Source organism: Levilactobacillus tongjiangensis, from assembly GCF_003946345.1.
Taxonomy (GTDB): domain Bacteria; phylum Bacillota; class Bacilli; order Lactobacillales; family Lactobacillaceae; genus Levilactobacillus; species Levilactobacillus tongjiangensis.
Genome location: NZ_RHNY01000008.1, coordinates 1 through 19,255 on the forward strand (window position 1 = coordinate 1; position 19,255 = coordinate 19,255).

Below are 19,255 nucleotides of genomic sequence, written 5' to 3' on the forward strand. Positions count from 1 at the left end.
ACACGGAAGTTAAGCTTCAGCACGCTGATAGTAGTTGGGGGATCGCCCCCTGCGAGGATAGGACGTCGCTACGCGAATTATTCCGGCATAGCTCAGTTGGTAGAGCACCTGACTGTTAATCAGGTTGTCGACGGTTCGAGCCCGCCTGCCGGAGTCGGGTTAACCCAGTTAGCCAGAGTTATGCCGGCTTAGCTCAGTTGGTAGAGCATCGGTATCGTAAACCGAGGGTCGGGGATTCGAATTCCTCAGCCGGCATCAGATAATCATCAGTCTTATGACTGGTGTTTTTTTTGTGTCTAAAAATATTTAGTAGTCGTGGTCAACCGATGGACCTAACTTGACCATGTCAGGAAGAAAACGATTACAGTCACAACCAAATTGGTATATCCAATCAAGAGTGATTGGTATAGAGCATACAAACACTAGTGCACCAGTAAATAAGGCGAACTAAATAAATATTGATTTTCTCCATTGACCTATTGTGGTATAGGTAGCGAAGTGCTATTCTTAATTCATGAAGAAGAACGTGAAGGGGAGAACTAATTATGAAGAATGTTCTATTATTATCCGGTAAGGAAAACTCAAGTCGACTGTTTTTAGGTGAAGCTAAACGAGTTGCTGAGACACGTCACGTAGCTTTGGCTTTCACAGCTAGCACCGTTGATGACCTGACAGCTGACATGCTGGCGGAACAAGACTTGGTCTTACTGGCCCCACAAGCTGCTGATCTCGTGGAAACTGCCGCTCTGCATACTCAGGTGCCGACTGCTTTGATTCCCAACGATGTCTATGGATGGCTGAATGGGCAAGCCTTAGTCAAATTTGCCTGCAAGCAGTTGGACTTAGCTCCAATGCCTGCATAACATATATATGGAAGAAACGTGTGTTGATTAAAACCCGACGCACGTTTTTTATTTGCGAGATTTTATTCATAACGAAATTGATAATCACACGATAAGGAGAATGAATAAAAAATAAGAAGATTGCATGAGATGGCTAATAATTTCATCATTGTTTTTTCGCGCTATGCCGCTAATTAGAGCGGGTGCGGTTGCGAAAGTCGTTGCGTAACGGTACTTCATGCAGTATAATTACTACTATGTTTTATTAGAGGTCTATGAGATACCGCTGCCAAGGGATTTTGGATTGGCGTTACGGATGATAAAATTATTCATTTTTGCAGATGCTATGGAGGTATTATAGTTTTGAATAACAAACCGGAATCAACCAGCCAGGACCGAACCTTCTTCGGTCAACCGCGCGGGTTATCAACCTTGTTCTTCACAGAAATGTGGGAACGGTTCAGTTACTACGGGATGCGTGCCATCCTTATTTATTACATGTACTACTCTGTCACTAAGGGTGGTTTAGGCTTTGACAAGACGACCGCTGCTTCAGTGATGTCCATCTACGGGTCAATGGTTTACTTATCCTCAGTTTTGGGTGGATACCTTAGTGACCGTGTTTGGGGTAGTCGGCGGACAGTGTTCATTGGTGGGGTTCTCATCATGTTTGGGCACATTGCGTTGTCTGTTCCTGCTGGGAGCGTTGCGCTGTTTATTTCGATCCTGCTGATTGTTTTAGGGACTGGGCTGTTGAAGCCAAATGTTTCTGAAATGGTTGGGGGCCTGTATGATGCAGGGGACACTCGACGAGACGCTGGGTTCACCATCTTCGTCTTCGGGATTAACCTGGGGTCGTTGGTGGCACCAATGTTAGTCGGTTGGCTCGGGTTGAAGTACAACTTCCACCTTGGGTTCTCATTAGCCGCTATTGGGATGTTCCTAGGATTAGTTCAATACTGGCTTGGTGGTAACAAGTACCTGAGTAAGGATAGCTTGTACCCAAGTGACCCACTGGAACCAGGTGACATGAAGAAGCTGTCTGTTCGGAGTTCCCTTGGATTGATTGCTTTTGCCTTAGTCGTTGTTCTGATGTACTTATTGGGTTCATTGAACTTAAACAACTTCGTGCTCTTGCTGTCGATCATTGCTCTCGCTGCACCAGTTGTCTACTTTGTCATCTTCTTAACCAGTAAAAAGGTTACACCAACTGAACGGAAGCACGTTTGGGCTTACTTAGGCCTGTTCATCGCTGCGATGATCTTCTGGGCGATTGAAGAACAAGGGTCGTCCGTATTGGCACTGTTCGCAGCTAACCAAACGAATAACCACTTCATGGGAATCCACATCTTGCCAGCTTGGTACCAGATGTTAAACCCATTGTTCATCTTGATTTACACACCATTCTTTGCTGCTCTTTGGAACCGTTGGGGTAAGAAACAACCAAGTTCTCCAGCTAAGTTTGCAACTGGTATGTTATTTGCTGGGGCATCTTACCTGATTATGGTGATTCCTGTCACGATGTTTGGGACTAGTGCTCGCATCAGCCCACTCTGGTTGGTTGGTAGCTGGGCAGTTGTCGAAATTGCCGAATTGCTGATTTCACCAATTGGATTGTCCGTGACGACCAAGTTGGCGCCAAAAGCCTTCCAATCTCAAATGATGAGTATGTGGTTCTTGGCCGACGCTGCTGGGCAAGCCGTGAACTCACAAATCGTTAAGTTCTACACGCCAGGTAATGAAGGTAACTACTTCTTAGGCGTGGCGATTGTCGCCATTGTTGCCGGGTTGATTATGTTTGCCTTGGTTAAACCAATTAAGAATTTGATGGCTGGGATTAAATAGTCATTATTTAAAGCGGAAAGTGCTACTCTTAAACGGAGTGGCACTTTTTTTGTGGAAGGGGGTAGGTTTCCGTGGTTCGTGTGGCAATGATCAGCGATTTACATTTAGACATCAATCATCAAGACGCCCGTGTTGTGGCTCGGCAGCAGACTGCTTACTTGCAGCAGCAACGAGTTGGTATTTATTTGATTGCGGGAGATATCAGTAATCACTTTTCCCAATCGTTGGCGTTTACTCAGGACTTGCAGAGCCAATTGGCACCGGCTCAAGTGAAATTTATTGCGGGCAATCACGATATGGTCCATGACATCTCGTATGCGGGCCTAGAATCGCCTCAGGGGCCAACTTATCTTCATCGCGGGTATTTAGACGTACCGGGGACAAACTGGCGGATAATTGGCAATAATGGCTGGTATGACTATCTATTTGCCGACAACCTGACAGGTCGGAACTTTTTAACCTGGAAACGGGCATTTTGGGTCGACGCCGCAATTACCCAACCGATGACGGACCCCGAACGGATGGATGGGGTGTTGGCTCAGGTTGAGGCGCAATTACTGGCGGCTCAGCAGGTTGGCAAACGCGTCTTGTTTATGACACATTTCGTTCCGCGCCGTGACTATATCAAAATTACCGGAGATGATCGTTTCTGGAACATGGCTAACGCATTGTTAGGTAGCCCCCGGTTGGGAGACCTGTTAGCCAAATATCATGTGGTGATCACACAATTTGGCCACGTCCACCGACGTTTTGCTCCGCGCCATCTTGCTGGAACGATCTATTATGATCAAGCAGTTGGTTATCGGAACAAGCGTTTTAGTGAATGGTCGCAACCGGATTATATGACTGAATGGCGGCAACGATTAAGAATTTTAGACTTAAAATGAAAAAATATGCAAAAACCTCTTGACGGTTTATGCAGAATTTTGTATGATAGTGAAGTTGATTCGTTACGGCGATTCATTTTTTGGTGGGGTAGCGAAGTCTGGCTAAACGCGGCGGACTGTAAATCCGCTCCTTCGGGTTCGGTGGTTCGAATCCACTCCCCACCATTTTTATTATTGGGCTATAGCCAAGTGGTAAGGCAACGGGTTTTGATCCCGTGATGCGCTGGTTCGAACCCAGCTAGCCCAACTTAGACCGGTCACTGTGTGTGGCTGGTTTTTTTGTGTTTAAATTTAAAAAACTTTTTTTGTCACAAATTAAGGACTTTGTCCCTAAAAGTAAGCATGCACCTATTAACTGTAGGTGCCGGGCTTGCAGTCAGCGTTCTTTATACATCCGTTTCAAATAAATGCAAAAGGACCCTATCAAATTATAGCCATAATCGTTATCCCCCTGGGCAATTGAGCTTCTGGCTCAAGGTGTTAACATGTATATGTGGTTAGTACGGGATAAATTGAATTGTAAAAAATCGTTTTTATTGTAAAGGGGTGGCACAGACATGTACGAACAAAAATGGCACGTAGCAAAACATTTCGGCTATTCAAGTTGCAAATGGTTATATGCCGGCGCCACCATGGTTGGGTTGAGTGCTGGCATGATGTTGACCGGAATCGTTGCAAGTGCTAACAGCGCTCCAGCTGGTGATTCAGAGTCGACACCACAAACGCAGGTTGCATCAGCCAATCAAGCAGCAAGTGCCACCCCAGCGACGCCAGCTAGCTCTTCAGAAGATAAGCGGGCGGGAGCCGATAATCAACAGAGTGATGAGAATAACACGGATCAGCTAGTTAATGGCGAGGTCCCAGATAAGGATTCGAGTCTGTCCAAAGGCTCAGACCTTTCTAAAGAAACGGATCAGCCTACTGATCCAGCGAAACCAGGAACCCAGTCTGGCAAGTTACCGTCTTCGAACTTCCGGTCACGGATAGCGGCCCCCGCAGCGACTAAGGAAACACCTGCGGATATGGCAGTCACAGCTGCACCAGTAGTCACGGCAACGGTACAACCACAATTAGCTTATCAGCTAAATGACGCTGGCTCGGGGTACATTCTGACGGGGTATACGGACAAAGCGACTGCGGCGGCCTCTACCGCTACCAGCTTAGTGATTCCAGACTTTTATCAAGGGAAGCCCGTGACGGTGGTTGGGACTAATGCTTTCAAAGGAGCGGGACTAACTGCCGTAACGTTCGGAAAGAATCTGCAATGGATAGAAGCCGGCGCTTTTGAAAATAATCTGCTGAAATCAATTAAACTTCCAGATGGTGTTTGGTCGGTCGGTGAAAGTGCGTTTGCCCACAATCAACTGACGACAGTCGATCTAAACCAAGTGAGCGCCATCAATGCGTACGCCTTCAGCGATAACGCCATTACCAGCCTGACGATTCCCGACAATGTAACGGGTATCGCGGCGTATGCCTTTCAGAACAATGCCATGACGAAGTTGGCTCTCAATCAGAAGGTCGTCTCGATCGGTAGTGGTGCCTTTCAGAATAATCAAATTCAAGGACAACTGGTGCTACCAGATACGTTGACGCTGTTAGGTGTCCAGGCTTTTGAAAATAATCAGCTGACAGGCGTTACCTTGGATAGCGGTTTGACGATGCTGAACACCGGTGTTTTCGCCAATAACCAATTGACAGGAACGTTGGTCTTGCCAGCGACCATCACCAGCGTTGGGGACCAGGCGTTTACTAATAACCAGTTGACGGATGTTCAGCTAAACGATAACCTGACTTCAATTGGGACGGCAGCGTTTGCCCATAACCTTATCGAAAAGTCACTTACCTTACCCAGCAAATTGATCAACCTTGGCGATGAAGCCTTTTGGGACAACCGATTAACGGGGATCACCTTGAATGATCAGTTGACTGGGATTGGCAGTAAAACGTTCGCCGATAATCAACTGAAAGGGACACTCAACCTACCGGCCAATATTTTAAATATTGGGACGCAGGCGTTCGCCAACAACCACCTGACTGGTTTAACGGGTGGTGCTAACTTACAAACGATTGAAAAGGAAGCCTTTCTGGACAACGATTTGACTGGGTCATTTACCCTTTCGGATCAGTTGAAGAGTATTGGAGAATCAGCCTTCGCTAACAACCAATTGACTCAGATTTTGGGCGGAGCGGGTCTGACAACCATTGAAGTCAACGCGTTCGTAAATAATGAGTTAAGTGGAGTCTTGAACCTTTCCAATGTTTTGAAGAGCATTGGGAAATCAGCCTTCGCCAACAATCAATTGACCGGTTTAACCGGCGGGGCCAGTCTGGATACAATTAATGACCAGGCGTTTGCTAACAACCAGTTACAGGGAACGTTGACGTTAGCGGATACGCTCCATGATGTCGGAGAATATGCCTTTGCACATAACGACCTAACGAAGCTGGACTTGGGTGACGCGGTCAACAGTCTGGCGGATTACTCATTTGCTTATAATAATCTCAAGGAAATCAATGCTAGTGGCAAGATCAATACGATTGGGGACTACGCGTTTGCCGGGCAACGAGACCTAGATGATGTTAAAGTGGACGCACTGGTGACCAACAATGGTCAAACCAATACAGCGGTCTATCATGTTCGTGAAGCGATTATGAAACGGTTAGGGTTGAGCAATCTCGACTTGGCTGGGTTAAGCTTTACGGACACTGATACGCAACAGATGCTGAACTACGATGCGGCGACAGATACACTGACCTTGCCTGTTGGGTTCATTGGCGGCACAATTACCGTCAGTCTGAGTACCGATAGTACTGATACCGGCCGGTACGGTGTGAAGAATCTGACTTTGGTCTTAAACCGTTACGTTATTGCTGATGTTGATATTCCAAGCAATTTGAAGGATGAAGGCATGGGTGAGTGGTTGGTCGAGATTCACGCCGATAAGGTCAAAGATGCTGCTGGATATGTTGGTAATATCATCTCGGTCAAGGTACCCGTGCTCGAGGGGTGGACTGTTAACAAGGCCTCAATTAAGGCAACGGTCAATCCGGATGGGACCATTACGCCGAATGAAGCCGTCATCTACACTTCGAAGGTTGCTACTAAGGGAGAGCCAACCACACCGACTGGTGGCGATACTGGTCATACTGGGGATGATTCCGGGACCCCAACGACACCGATTGATGGTGGTCAGACTGGAGATACTGGCACAACGCCGGTAGACTCGGGTGAGACGCCAAATGTTGGTGTCGTCACTGATGAACCAACCATTCAGGTACCTATCGTGATCGACGACCACAAGGCTGCTAAGATTACGCCAGTGCTCTACGTTCCTGACTGGCAGCATCATCAAATGGGACGGCCAATTGATACGGAATGGTTGGGGCAACGGGTACCACAGCAATGGCGAGCAAGTGTTAAGCCGATTGGGACCTATCCAAAGAATAGTGTAGCAGCGTTCAAGCCAATGATGGCGCCGGCACCTACGGAAACCATTTCGACGACCACACAGCCCGCTCGGCAGGCGGCAACTATTAGTAAGCAAGTCACGTTACCACAGACCAGTGAGCAACTTGGCTGGTGGCAAGCGTTGGGTGTTGCATTGCTTAGCACGTTAAGCTGGTTGGGCCTGACTAAACGCAAGCACGAATCATAATCATTGACGGTTACTTCAGAATAATAAATTTATTTGACTAAGGGATTGGAGAATTTTCCAGTTCCTTTTTTATTATCCAATTTTTGAGAACGGTTATCCCAATGACGCGCCGCTCTAAAGAATTGACAAGTACCCGGAATTTCGCTAAAGTCAAACTAATAATTGCTCCAGACCATTTGTCGTTTCAAATGAGGAAAGTGGGGTCTTACGATGGCGTTAGCTGTGCAACCAGAGGATCTATTTGCCTTGCGTCCGCTGGCTCAACCAGTAAGTGATGGGCAACGGGTCTACTTTGTTGAAAGTCAACTAGACCAACTGCAGAATAAGTCCGTGGCAGCGGTGTTTAGCGTTGACCTGAAGGATGGGAGTGACCGGCGTCGTTGGAGCCCGGCAGATGTGCAGGTCGCACAACTGGCATTGAGTCCCAGTCATCGCTACTTGGCGTTTACCGGAAAAGTGGGGGAACATACCCAGCTCTTCATGGTGCCACTAGATGGTGGTGCCCCCGAACAGGTTACACGAGGCGATGCTGATGTTCAACAACCAGTGTGGGAAACTCATGCAGACGTGTTGTATTTTCAAACGACCACTGGTGCCATTGAGCAGCCGACTTGGCCAGAGCCCCACGTGATCGATCACTTACATTATCAAGAAAATGGGCGTGGCCTATTACCACAAGGCTTAACGTATCAGTGTATCCGGTACAATTGTGCTAATCGCGATCAATCAGTTGTCTTAGAACGATCAACGGCGTTTAACGTGACGGCAGCTAGTGATCAAGGTCTGGTCTACGATACGAAACGTTTGCCATTGGATGAACACGACTTTAGTACTGGCGTCTACTGGCATTCCTTTGCTGGCGCAGGCGATGTTTTGCTCAATCAGCAATTGCCCGCGGGAAGCTTTGGTCAAGGACGGCTGACAGCCTCCGGTGACCGCGTCGTGATGTGGGGTCAGGATAACCACGTTCCCAATGTCTCCCAATTTCACGCCTGGACGGTCAAAATAGACGGGACGGCACTAACTGACGTGACGGCGACCCGCGACGTTGAGGTCGGCAACATGCTGGCAATTGATAGCCAGCAGCGACTGAGTAACCAATTTGTGGCGTGGCTGACGCCGACTCGAATACTGACTCTGGAAAATATTCACGGCCGCGTTCAACTGGTTGTTCAATCAGACCAGGATCCAGCACCCGCGCGAGTATTATTGGGTGGTGACCGGGCGATTACAGATTTTGGCGTTGTGGATGCCCAGACCATTGTCTTTACCGAAACGACCATGACCCATGTGAGTCGATTAGGCGTGTTGAACGTAGCAACTGGTGTTGAACGACAGCTGGTCAATCCGAACGCGACTTACGAGGCAAAACACGCGTTGGTTGCTGGACAACGTTTTACGTTTGCTGGTGCCGAGGACTGGCCGATTGAAGGCTGGTATTTCCCGCCAGTTCAGGAAACGCCAACACATCCGGCGGTACTCTACGTCCACGGTGGGCCGCAGGTGGACTTTGGCTATGGCTTCTACCATGAGCTGCAGTATTTAGCCGGCCAGGGATATGGCGTCATTACCATCAATCCGCGAGGTGGTAACAGTTACGGTCAGGACTTTGAAACGGCCGTCATTGGGCACTACGGCGAAGGTGACTTTGAAGACCTCATGTTGGGCGTCAATGCGGCGCTGGCATTGGATTCAAGGATTGATGAGCGACAGCTTTGTGTCACTGGTGGCTCGTACGGCGGGTTCATGACGAACTGGATTGAAACACATACCAGTCGGTTTGCTGCGGCGGTAACGCAGCGGTCAATTTCAAATTGGATCAGTTTTTACGGAACCAGCGATATTGGCTACTACTTTACGCCTTGGGAGCTGCAGCAGGATATGTCGGATATTTCAGCCCTCTGGCGTTTCTCACCGCTGGCCTACGTTAAGCAGGCCACAACACCCCTGTTGGTACTTCACGGGACCAATGACCTACGTTGTCCGGCAACACAGGGTGAGGAGTTCTACGTGGGTCTTAAGGAGGCAGGGGTGGAGACTCAGCTGGTTCTCTATCCGGAGTCGACCCATGAGTTGTCCCGGTCGGGGTTGCCCAATTTACGGGTCGACCGGTTAAAACGAATTCAGCAGTGGTTCCAGGACCACTTACCACATGAGGAGGAAATTTAACGATGAAAATTGGGTTTATTGGTGTTGGTGGCATGGCAAAAGCCATTATTGGTGGCTTATTAAACGCGCAGACATTTGCACCAGCGGATATTTTGGTGCATAGCCACCGGCAAGAAAGTTACGGGCCGTATGCGCAAGAACATGGACTAGTTGCGGCTGATAGCAACGTTGCCGTGGCACAAGATAGTGATCTGGTGGTCCTGGCCGTGACGCCTAACGTGGCGGTTAAGGTACTGCAGGAAATTGCACCGCAGTTAGTTGCGGGTGAGAAAACGCTAATTTCTATCGTTGCCGGCCTATCCTTGGCGGAGATGCGTCAGGTCGTAGGCGCTGACCTACCGATCTTACGGACGCTGCCCAACGTTAACGTTGAGGTCGGTGCGGGGATGACAGCGGTCGCGGCGAATAATCAACTGACTGGCAATCAATTGACTGCGGCACTTCGGGTCTTTAACACTATCGGGTCGACGACCACGTTAGCGGAAGATCAGTTTGGGGTCTTCAGTGCCCTGGCTGGGAGTTCACCTGCCTACATTGACTTCTTCATTGATAGTCTGAGTCGGGCCGGGGTCAAGCATGGTTTGAGCAAAGAACAGGCAACTCAAATTGCCGCCCAGGCCACGTTGGGTTCGGCCAAAATGGTATTGGAGAGTGATAAGATTCCGTTCGCTTTGATCGACCAGGTAGCTTCACCAGGTGGTAGCACCATTGCGGGGTTATTGGCGATGGAAGAAGCTGGTCTGATGACGGCAGTCGTGAAAGGCATTGACGCCACCATCAAACGGGATGCTGGGGGTCCCGCCTAACGACCGGTAGCTCAAGCTAGATACAACTGAATTTATGATGACTGTCAGTTGCCTTTTTGGTCTATACCGATTATAATATCAGTGTTGACTAAATGTGACATTTGATGAGGAGGAGACTCATGAGTATTGTTTTAAAGCACGCAAAGATTTATACCGGTGACGAGGTTATCAATGATGGCTACATTCGGTTCGACCAACAAATTGAAGCGGTGGGCCCCGTGGCGGATTTCCGGCCACTTCCCGCTGACGAGATTCAGGTTGTGACGGGCCGGACCATTGTCCCCGGATTCATCGATGTGCATAGCCATGGTGGCTATGGATATGATAGTATGGATGGGGAACCAGACCAAATTGATAAGATGGTTAACCTGATGGCGCAAGAAGGGATTACGTCGATTTTTCCAACTACCATGACACAGTCTAACGAGGCCATTGACCACGCCATGCGTGGAATTGCGACTGCTGCTGAACGGAACCCCATTATCCAGGGGGTTCACTTGGAAGGACCATTTATTGCGGCGATTTTTAAGGGCGCTCAGCCAGAAAAGTATATTAAAGATCCGGATGTTCATTTGCTAGACCACTGGAATCAATTATCCGGCGGCCGGGTCAAGCTGATTACCTACGCACCAGAAGATGCCGGTGCCAAGAACTTTGAAGCTTACTGTTTGGCAAATAACATTGTGCCATCCGTTGGTCATTCCAATGCTACCCGGGAACAACTCCTGACCAGTCGGGCCACTCACGTTACGCATTTGTACAATGCCCAGCGTGGCTTACGGCACCGGGAACCTGGCGTAACGGGGCATGCGATGTTGGAAGACAACCTGTACTGCGAATTAATTTGTGATGGGTTCCACATTGTTCCCGATATGATCAAGCTTGCGTACGAACAAAAGGGCCAACATCGTTTGGAACTGGTGACCGATTCAATGCGAGCTAAGGGGATGCCCGAAGGGGTTAGCGAATTGGGCGGTCAGAAGGTTATCGTGAAGGACCGGCAAGCGCGATTGGAGAGTGGCAACTTAGCCGGGTCCGTCTTACGCTTCGATGAGGCGTTCAGAAATGTGATTGCCTTTACCGGATGTGACGTGGACGCAGCCGTGCAGATGAGCTCGGTCAATCAAGCAGAAGAGTTTGGTCTGACTCAAAAGGGCAAGCTCGTAGTGGGCCGCGATGCCGATTTAAACTTGTTAACTTCAGACCTGCAAGTAGAAACGACTTATAGCTTAGGTCGTCATATTCAGGCCGCAACAGACTAAAAATTGTAGTGATTCGAGAAGGGACGTTGGGTGCTGTGAGTTCACCGATTTATATTCAAATTCATAATGATATCAAACGAGCAATCGAAGCGGGAAAGTGGGCGGTTGGCGACCGGATTCCATCGGAACGAGAGTTGTCTCGAGATTTTGATGTGAGTCGGATGACTCTGCGCCAAGCGATTCAAACCCTGGTCGATGAAGGAATATTGGAGCGCCAAGTGGGTTCAGGAACCTATGTGGCCAACCAAAAAGTACAGGAAAAGATGTCTGGGGTCACGAGTTTTACGGACCTCATGCTGACGCAAGGCAAACAGCCAACGAGTAAGACTATTTCTTACCACGTTATGAACCCTTCCCTGAGTGAGGCTGAAAAGCTGAAGCTTAAGGAAGATGATCAGGTCCTGCGGATGGAGCGGATTCGTTACGGCGACGATGTTCCCATCTGTTTTGAAGTGGCCACTGTTCCAGAAAAACTGGTTGATGGATTAAATAAAAAAGAAGTTACGAGCTCGCTGTACCGGGCACTGGAGGATAAGAAGAGCTTGAATCCAGGCAAGGCACAACAGACGGTTTCCGCCATGTCCGCTTCCGAACGGATTGCAGAATACCTCAAGATTAAGCGGGGAGATGCCATCTTACGGTTGCGGCAAGTAACTTATTTACAAGATGGAACGCCGTTCGAATACGTTCGCACGCAATACGTGGGTGAACGCTTTGAGTTCTATTTGGAAAAATAGTCAGTAAAAATGCCTCACAAAGGGTTAGTCTAGCTAACGAGATTGTGAGGCATTTGCTGTAACTAAATGGTGATGAACTGCTGCCTCCGGTTGTTAGGGGCGACGGTGGCTGTGGGGACCGCTTCCGGCCTGAGAAGCGGTCCTTCAGCTCGACTTGAAGCTTCACTTAGAACCGTGAATCTCCAAGCTCGTCCCGTAGTGTAAAACCGAGAGAAACGCCCGCTTTAACGCCACCGACACGGCCACCGTCCCCCCTAACAACCTGCGGCTACATGTTGTTTTCAGTGGCAAATTTATGTTCACTGCAGGTTTAGTCGGGGTGTTCTAATTCAGGTCCTTTTAGGACGATGTACATTAACTAGAATTGACCTCAGATGTCAATGAAATGAGGCCTAAACAAAAGGTGGCAATATCCATTCATCGGACACAGCCACCTTGAAAATAGTATTTTTAGTTGAGGTTGCAAAGCTACAGTTGAGCCGGAGGACCGCCCCTCAGGCCGGAGGCGGTCCCCACAGCAGCGACCATCCCTGACAGCCGGAGGCAGATATAACTATCTCGACTGTTTAGCTTGGCGCCGAACTAGGTGCAAATAGTGGGGGATGACCGCGATTCGCTTGAGCCGCTTAGGTTCCTTGACCGTGCGGTACAGCCATTCCAGGTGGTGTTTTTGCCAGAATTCTGGTGCGCGGACCACGGCGCCAGCTAGCACGTCGAAACTGCCACCAACGCCCATCCACAGGCCCTTAGTGGTGTGCCGGTGGGCGTTAATGAACCGTTCCTGTTTTGGAAAACCTAGCGCAGCGAAGACCATGTCGGGCTGCTTGTCTGCAATGTCAGCAATGATTTCGGCGTCGTCTTCAAAATAGCCGTCGTGCATACCAGCAATAACCAGGCCGGGGAACTGGACGTCTAGCACCCGCTTTAGCTGAGCAATGACGACTGGCTTAGCACCCACAAAGTAGGCGGAACGGTGGTTATCACTGGCCCAGTTCAGTAACGCTTCCAGCGTATCAAAGCCGGTGATGCGTTCTGGTAAGGGCTGCTTCAGAATCTTAGCCCCGTCTAGGATACCAACGCCATCTGGTGTGATGAAGTCGGCGGTATGTATCAGATCACGGTAGTCTGGATGGTCGTGAGCGTACATCGCGATTTCTGGATTGGCCGTAACTACGAAGGTGTTTTGTTGGTCAACGATGCGTTGCTTGAGAACTTTGAGCAACTCGTCTGCGGTCGTTTTAACGAACGGAATATCAAGGACCGTGACGGTCGGAAATGTAGTTTGCATGGCGGTGCTCCTTTCGAGATTGTCATGGAAACGAATAAAGCTTCCGTGACCACACTAAATTGTATGACGCTTAATTTGATTCATGCTAAAATGTACCTATTGGATTTAAAAACAAACACAAATAGTCTGGCTTGAAAGATAGCCAAGGGAGTAGCTCATTATGACGAATTTGTATCCTGACGACAGTCAGACCCTGCATACGGATGCGTATCAAATCAACATGATTCAGACGTATTACGAAGAAGGTATCGCAGATAAGCGTGCCGTCTTTGAAGTTTTCTTCCGTAAGATGCCGTTTAGAAACGGGTACGGCGTCTTTGCCGGTTTGGAACACATTGTCCATTATATCGAAAATCTTCATTTTTCCCAAACGGATATTGATTACTTACGAGAAGCTGAAGATTATTCAGAAGATTTTTTAAATTACTTAGCCAATTTTAAATTCAGAGGATCGATTCGTTCAGCGGTTGAAGGTGAATTAGTCTACGCCCACGAACCCTTACTCCAAGTCGAAGGCCCCTTGGCAGATTGCCAATTGGTAGAAACGGCTATTTTAAACATCGTGAACTATCAAACGTTGATTGCCACGAAGGCTGCACGAATTCGTTCAGTGGCTGGTGATGACGCCCTGATGGAATTTGGGACGCGGCGGGCCCAAGAGTTTGATGCTGCCATCTGGGGAACGCGGGCCGCTTACATTGGTGGTTTCGACGCGACTTCTAATGTGCGTGCTGGTAAAATTTTTGGTATTCCCATCAGTGGAACTCACGCTCACGCTTTGATTCAGACTTATGGTAACGATTACGACGGGTTCATGGCTTACGCTAAGACCCACCATGATTGTGTCTTCTTGATCGATACGTATGACACGTTGCGGAGTGGCTTACCTAATGCCATTCGTGTGGCTAAGGAAATGGGCGACAAGATCAACTTCCAAGGCGTGCGAATTGATTCTGGAGACATGGCCTACATTTCAAAGCGCGTGCGGCAGGAGCTGGACGAAGCTGGTTTTCCAAATGCCAAGATTTATGCCTCTAACGACTTGGATGAAAAAACGATTCAAAGTTTGAAGATGCAAGGGGCTAAGATTGATGTCTGGGGGATTGGGACTAAGCTGATTACGGCGTTTGACCAACCCGCACTGGGCGCCGTTTACAAGATGGTGTCTATTGCCGACGAAGACGGGAACATGCACGGCACCATCAAGCTGTCTAACAATGCCGAAAAGGTGACGACACCTGGTAAGAAACAGGTTTGGCGGATCACCAAGAAGGCTGACGGCAAGACTGAAGGGGACTACATTACCTTGATCGATGAGGATCCTCGACGTGAAGAGTCCATTTTCATGTTTAATCCCAACTACACCTACATTAATAAAACTATCAATGATTTCAACGCCCGGCCAATTTTACAGCCGATTTTTGAAAGCGGTCAATTGGTTTACGAGCTCCCAACTTTGGAAGCTGCACGGGACCGTTGTCGTGGTGCCTTAGCTAACTTGTGGCCTGAGTACAAGCGGGATCTGAATCCGCAGAAGTACCCGGTTGATTTATCCGAGGACTGCTACAACCAGAAGATGGCTATTATCAAAGGAATTCATAATTACGTTCAAAAGATGCCCGAATAGAGTCGAGCAAAAACTAGGGGGCAAGTAGCATGCGTGCTATGCAAAAGACGATTATTGAAGCTTTAAAGGTACAACCGACCATCGATCCTGCCACGGAGGTTCGTCGCAGTGTGGACTTCTTGAAGGATTATTTAAAGCATTACGATTTCATGAAGACCTTAGTCTTAGGAATTTCTGGTGGACAAGATTCCACACTAACAGGAATCTTATGTGAACAGGCCGTGACTGAGTTACGTCAGGAAACAAATGATCGTGACTACCGGTTTATTGCGGTTCGCTTACCCTACGGTGAACAAGCAGATGAGGACGATGCCATGATGGCCATCGATTTCATGGGTGCCGATGAGGTTGAACGCGTCAACATTCAACCGGCGACGGATGCTATGGTGGCCGCAGTGACTGCTAATGAGGAATCTGTGAGTGATTTCAATAAAGGCAATATCAAGGCACGGCAACGGATGATCGCGCAATACGCCATTGCTGGTGCTCGCTCTGGGGCAGTTGTGGGAACGGACCACGCTGCGGAGGCCATCACCGGTTTCTACACGAAATTTGGGGATGGTGCGTCAGATATTTGTCCAATTTGGCGGCTGGATAAGCGCCAGGGTGCAGCTATGCTGGACTACCTAGGTGCCCCAGAGCACCTCTATAAGAAGGTGCCAACGGCTGATTTGGAAGAGAATCGGCCGGCACTTCCCGATGAGGTAGCCTTAGGGGTCCACTATGCTGACATTGATGCCTACCTGGAAGGGCACGACATTGATGCACAAGCGGCAGAAAAAATTGAGAATTGGTATCAAAAGACCGCGCACAAGCGGCATTTACCAGTCAACGTTTACGATACGTTCTGGCAGAAATAAACCAAGACGGAGGCCAACAGAATGCGTAAAAATAATATGAATGGGTACATCAACGTCTTATCGAAAGTTCTGCAAGGAACGGAAGACACTGCAGGAGAAATGAACGCGGACTTTGAAACGATGCGTCAAGCCATCGATAATGGTACCGTTGGGGACTTGTCCCAAGTTGAACTGCAAAAAATTGCGGACAATTTTCAACGCGGTACTGATGGTTACGAAGATAAGTTGAATCAACTTGAACAAGCCAGTGCCCCAGTCCGGGTATTGGGCAAGCACAAGTCTCTGGTAGCGGCTTACCGGGTGTACGCTGAGGCTTGTCAGTCAATGACTGATAGTTTAGACGTGGAACACCAAGCGGTTGACCAGGCAGCGTTTGATGAAGCCGAAAAAACGCAAGAGAATGCCATGGGTAAAGTGACTGCGGCAATTCAACGGATTATGAGCAGTCCAATGTAGGGCGTTAAAACTCGTGAAGATACGCAAGGATTCCGGTATTGGCGGAAACTCTTGCGTATTTTTTTGGCCGCTCGGGTTAGTCGAGTTATGGACGGTGGGCGGTCGTCCCATGGTATAATGCAGGTATGACGAAACGTAACGGAGGGGTTGCATGGCAACACAGAAGAATGAGAATGCTTTACGTGAATTGGCTCAGCCGGTTCATGCCCAGCTCAGTCAGTATAAAGTGACCCAAATACAGGCCGTGCTGACCCTTCTGGATGAAGGTAATACGGTCCCATTTATTGCCCGGTACCGGAAAGAACGTACGGGTTCGCTGGATGAAGTCGCGATTCGTGACATTGAAGACGAAGCCCACCGGTTGATGAAGTTGAATCAGCGCCGGCAGGATGTTTTAAAATTAATCGCTGAACAAGGGAAGCTGACCCCACAACTGCGGCAGTCATTGACCCACGCTACCGTTCTTCAGCAGGTGGAAGACCTTTACCTGCCGTATAAGCAAAAGCGGCGAACCAAGGCAACGATTGCACGGGAAAGTGGGCTAGCACCACTGGCGGAGTGGTTGCTGCATTTTCCGGCCAACGGACTAACTGCTAAAGCGCAAGGCTTCATAAACCCGCAGAAGGAATTACCCGATGTGGCGGCCGTATGGGCTGGTGTCCATGAGATCTTGGCGGAAACATTCAGTGAACAAGCTGCCTTTCGAGAATGGATTCGGCGTTATACTTGGCAACACGGCGAGCTGACCAGCAAGCTAAAACGGGGCGCAACCGATGAGCAACAGGTGTATGCAACCTATTATGACTTTAGTCAGCCACTGAAGCAGTTACCACCATACCGGGTACTGGCCATTAACCGGGCAGAACGGGAAAAGGTCCTCACAGTGGGGGTTAACGTAGATTCAGCTTCAATTCTGCAGTACGGGCACTTTCGGCTGATTGGGCAGCATCAGGGCCCAGCCGTGGCGAAAGTGGAAGCTGCTTTTGCGGACGCCTACAAGCGGTTCCTGGGCCCCGCCATCGAACGGGAACTCCGGCGACAATTGACCGAGAAGGCTGATGACCACGCGATTCAGGTATTTGGCAATAACCTTTACCACCTGTTGATGCAAGCGCCGTTGAAGGGCAAAGTAGTGATGGGATTTGATCCTGCGTACCGGACTGGCTGTAAGCTGGCTATAATGGACGCTAACGGCCGTTTCTTGGCTAAGCAGGTCATTTATCCACATAAGCCGGCAAGTGGCAAGCAGCGGACGGCAGCGGGTCCAGAGTTCAAACGGTTATTGGAGACCTACCACGTGGAAATGATTGCCATTGGTAATGGGACGGCGAGTCGGGAATCGGAGGAATTTGTTAGTGAGATTCTCAAAACGTTAGACCATCCCGTGTACTACGTATTGGTGAATGAAGCGGGGGCGTCCGTCTACTCGGCTAGTGCCAATGCCCGAGCTGAATTCGCTGATTTTCACGTAGAAGAACGGTCGGCCGTCAGCATTGGTCGGCGGTTGCAGGATCCCTTAGCTGAACTGATCAAAATTGATCCCAAGGCTGTGGGGGTTGGGCAATACCAACACGATGTTCCGGAAAAAGCACTGGATGAACAACTGGACCGCGTGGTGGAAACGGCTGTGAACCAGGTCGGCGTTAATGTGAACACGGCTAGTCCGGAACTACTGACCCATATTTCCGGGTTGACGGCAACCACGGCGAAAAATGTGGTGGCTTACCGGAATGAGAACGGTGCGTTCACGTCACGGCAAGCTTTGAAAAAGGTCCCACGGTTGGGGCCCAAGGCTTATCAGCAAGCGGTGGGATTCCTCCGAATCATTGGCGGAACCGATCCGCTGGACAATACGGATATTCATCCCGAAAGTTACACGGTGGCTAGAAAATTGTTGAACGGTGTGACAGCGACGCTGAGCGATGTGGGAACAGCTAAGTTACAGCAGAAGCTGGCACAATTAAACCGGCAGCAGTGGTCAACCCAGTTAGATGTTGGGACGGCAACCTTGACAGATATTATTGACGGGTTGAGTAAGCCGGGCCGAGACCTGCGGGATACGATGCCTGCACCGTTATTACGGCAGGATGTACTGACCATGGCTGATTTGAAGCCAGGGATGGAGCTCCAGGGAACCATCCGCAACGTTGTTGATTTTGGGGCCTTTGTGGATATTGGCGTGAAGCAGGATGGACTGGTTCACATTTCCCAGTTGGCGGACCATTACGTTGGTGATCCCAGCACAGTGGTGACGATTGGGGATGTCGTGACCGTCTGGGTCCTGACGGTTGATGAGAACCGCCAGCGCATTCAGTTGACGATGCGAGCTGATCACCATGACTGATGAAGAGCTACAGCGACTGGTGGAACAAATTTCACGCGAAAGCTTTGGCAAGGAGTTCCGTCACCGGGCTGTGTTTAATTCGCGGTTAAGGACGACGGGTGGCCGCTACCGGTTACAGGACCACAATATTGAAATTAATCCGCGGATGTTAACTGAGCACGACGAAGCCACTTTGGTAGGCGTCATCAAGCATGAGTTGTGCCATTACCATTTACATTTGGGCGGTCAATCCGGGCAACATCGAACGGTTGCCTTTAAAAAGTTATTGAAACAGGTGGGGGGACTACGTTATGCCCCGGCACCCGTAAATCAAAAGCCCCGGGTCAGACGTTGGTATCTGTACATTTGTACAAACTGCCAGCAGAAGTATTACCGGGCAAGAAAAATTGATGTTACAAAGATGGTGTGTGGTCGGTGTCATGGTCGCTTGGCCTGGCAAAAGATTGTTTTAGCACCCACCCGTCCGCATTAGG

14 protein-coding genes and 4 tRNA genes are annotated in these 19,255 nt (G+C 49.2%); 17 read left to right on the forward strand and 1 reads right to left on the reverse strand.

The annotated features are described in order from the left end of the window. Positions 1-81 precede the first annotated feature (81 nt). From EKM75_RS06050 to EKM75_RS06105, 12 genes are all read left to right on the forward strand, one after another. A tRNA-Asn gene (locus tag EKM75_RS06050) sits at positions 82-154 on the forward strand. A 28-nt stretch (positions 155-182) separates the two neighbouring features. Next, positions 183-255, forward strand: a tRNA-Thr gene (locus EKM75_RS06055). Positions 256-545: 290 nt separating this feature from the next. Further along, positions 546-863, forward strand: a complete 318-nt coding sequence (locus EKM75_RS06060) for a PTS sugar transporter subunit IIB (RefSeq protein ID WP_125692954.1) — start codon at positions 546-548, stop codon at positions 861-863. 342 nt (positions 864-1,205) lie between these two features. Then, the gene (locus tag EKM75_RS06065; RefSeq protein ID WP_125692956.1) at positions 1,206-2,687 is read left to right on the forward strand and encodes a peptide MFS transporter; all 1,482 of its coding nucleotides are present in this window, start codon (positions 1,206-1,208) and stop codon (positions 2,685-2,687) included. Positions 2,688-2,773: 86 nt separating this feature from the next. After that, positions 2,774-3,574, forward strand: coding sequence for a metallophosphoesterase (locus EKM75_RS06070; protein ID WP_125693143.1), 801 nt, complete (start codon positions 2,774-2,776; stop codon positions 3,572-3,574). Between the two features lie 82 nt (positions 3,575-3,656). Continuing rightward, positions 3,657-3,739, forward strand: a tRNA-Tyr gene (locus EKM75_RS06075). Between the two features lie 10 nt (positions 3,740-3,749). After that, positions 3,750-3,821, forward strand: a tRNA-Gln gene (locus EKM75_RS06080). Positions 3,822-4,131: 310 nt separating this feature from the next. Next, complete coding sequence (locus tag EKM75_RS06085; protein ID WP_125692958.1) at positions 4,132-7,233, forward strand: leucine-rich repeat domain-containing protein; 3,102 nt, start codon at positions 4,132-4,134, stop codon at positions 7,231-7,233. A 210-nt stretch (positions 7,234-7,443) separates the two neighbouring features. After that, entirely contained in the window at positions 7,444-9,402 is a 1,959-nt protein-coding gene (locus EKM75_RS06090; RefSeq protein ID WP_125692960.1) for a S9 family peptidase, read from the forward strand. A 2-nt stretch (positions 9,403-9,404) separates the two neighbouring features. Beyond that, positions 9,405-10,208 (forward strand): pyrroline-5-carboxylate reductase, encoded by an 804-nt coding sequence (gene proC, locus EKM75_RS06095; RefSeq protein ID WP_125692962.1) that lies wholly within the window; start codon positions 9,405-9,407, stop codon positions 10,206-10,208. A gap of 119 nt (positions 10,209-10,327) precedes the next feature. Beyond that, positions 10,328-11,470, forward strand: coding sequence for an N-acetylglucosamine-6-phosphate deacetylase (gene nagA / locus EKM75_RS06100; protein WP_125692964.1), 1,143 nt, complete (start codon positions 10,328-10,330; stop codon positions 11,468-11,470). A 35-nt stretch (positions 11,471-11,505) separates the two neighbouring features. Further along, positions 11,506-12,207, forward strand: a complete 702-nt coding sequence (locus EKM75_RS06105; RefSeq protein ID WP_125683778.1) for a GntR family transcriptional regulator — start codon at positions 11,506-11,508, stop codon at positions 12,205-12,207. Between the two features lie 553 nt (positions 12,208-12,760). Here EKM75_RS06105 and EKM75_RS06110 read toward each other — a convergent pair. Then, on the reverse strand, positions 12,761-13,495 hold the full coding sequence (locus EKM75_RS06110) for a WecB/TagA/CpsF family glycosyltransferase (protein ID WP_125692966.1): 735 nt from the start codon (positions 13,493-13,495) through the stop codon (positions 12,761-12,763). Positions 13,496-13,655: 160 nt separating this feature from the next. Here EKM75_RS06110 and EKM75_RS06115 point away from each other — a divergent pair, with 160 nt between their 5' ends. The 5 genes from EKM75_RS06115 to EKM75_RS06135 all read left to right on the forward strand — a co-directional run bounded on the left by EKM75_RS06115 (position 13,656) and on the right by EKM75_RS06135 (position 19,254). Continuing rightward, positions 13,656-15,122 (forward strand): nicotinate phosphoribosyltransferase, encoded by a 1,467-nt coding sequence (locus tag EKM75_RS06115; RefSeq protein ID WP_125692968.1) that lies wholly within the window; start codon positions 13,656-13,658, stop codon positions 15,120-15,122. A 29-nt stretch (positions 15,123-15,151) separates the two neighbouring features. Then, entirely contained in the window at positions 15,152-15,982 is an 831-nt protein-coding gene (nadE, locus tag EKM75_RS06120; protein WP_125692970.1) for an ammonia-dependent NAD(+) synthetase, read from the forward strand. Between the two features lie 21 nt (positions 15,983-16,003). Next, positions 16,004-16,438, forward strand: coding sequence for a hypothetical protein (locus tag EKM75_RS06125; RefSeq protein WP_125692972.1), 435 nt, complete (start codon positions 16,004-16,006; stop codon positions 16,436-16,438). A gap of 151 nt (positions 16,439-16,589) precedes the next feature. Continuing rightward, positions 16,590-18,782, forward strand: a complete 2,193-nt coding sequence (locus EKM75_RS06130) for a Tex family protein (protein WP_125692974.1) — start codon at positions 16,590-16,592, stop codon at positions 18,780-18,782. Next, positions 18,775-19,254 (forward strand): SprT family protein, encoded by a 480-nt coding sequence (locus tag EKM75_RS06135; protein ID WP_125692976.1) that lies wholly within the window; start codon positions 18,775-18,777, stop codon positions 19,252-19,254. Before EKM75_RS06130 ends, EKM75_RS06135 begins: the two co-directional genes overlap by 8 nt. Position 19,255 lies beyond the last annotated feature (1 nt).

What these genes read in the sequence shown, in the direction of transcription:
- EKM75_RS06060 (WP_125692954.1), top strand. Translation starts at nt 546, where the DNA reads ATGAAGAATGTTCTATTATTATCCGGTAAGGAAAACTCAAGTCGACTG.
- EKM75_RS06070 (WP_125693143.1), top strand. Translation starts at nt 2,774, where the DNA reads ATGATCAGCGATTTACATTTAGACATCAATCATCAAGACGCCCGTGTT.
- EKM75_RS06085 (WP_125692958.1), top strand. Translation starts at nt 4,132, where the DNA reads ATGTACGAACAAAAATGGCACGTAGCAAAACATTTCGGCTATTCAAGT.
- EKM75_RS06090 (WP_125692960.1), top strand. Translation starts at nt 7,444, where the DNA reads ATGGCGTTAGCTGTGCAACCAGAGGATCTATTTGCCTTGCGTCCGCTG.
- proC (WP_125692962.1), top strand. Translation starts at nt 9,405, where the DNA reads ATGAAAATTGGGTTTATTGGTGTTGGTGGCATGGCAAAAGCCATTATT.
- nagA (WP_125692964.1), top strand. Translation starts at nt 10,328, where the DNA reads ATGAGTATTGTTTTAAAGCACGCAAAGATTTATACCGGTGACGAGGTT.
- EKM75_RS06110 (WP_125692966.1), bottom strand. Translation starts at nt 13,495, where the DNA reads ATGCAAACTACATTTCCGACCGTCACGGTCCTTGATATTCCGTTCGTT.
- EKM75_RS06115 (WP_125692968.1), top strand. Translation starts at nt 13,656, where the DNA reads ATGACGAATTTGTATCCTGACGACAGTCAGACCCTGCATACGGATGCG.
- nadE (WP_125692970.1), top strand. Translation starts at nt 15,152, where the DNA reads ATGCGTGCTATGCAAAAGACGATTATTGAAGCTTTAAAGGTACAACCG.
- EKM75_RS06125 (WP_125692972.1), top strand. Translation starts at nt 16,004, where the DNA reads ATGCGTAAAAATAATATGAATGGGTACATCAACGTCTTATCGAAAGTT.
- EKM75_RS06130 (WP_125692974.1), top strand. Translation starts at nt 16,590, where the DNA reads ATGGCAACACAGAAGAATGAGAATGCTTTACGTGAATTGGCTCAGCCG.
- EKM75_RS06135 (WP_125692976.1), top strand. Translation starts at nt 18,775, where the DNA reads ATGACTGATGAAGAGCTACAGCGACTGGTGGAACAAATTTCACGCGAA.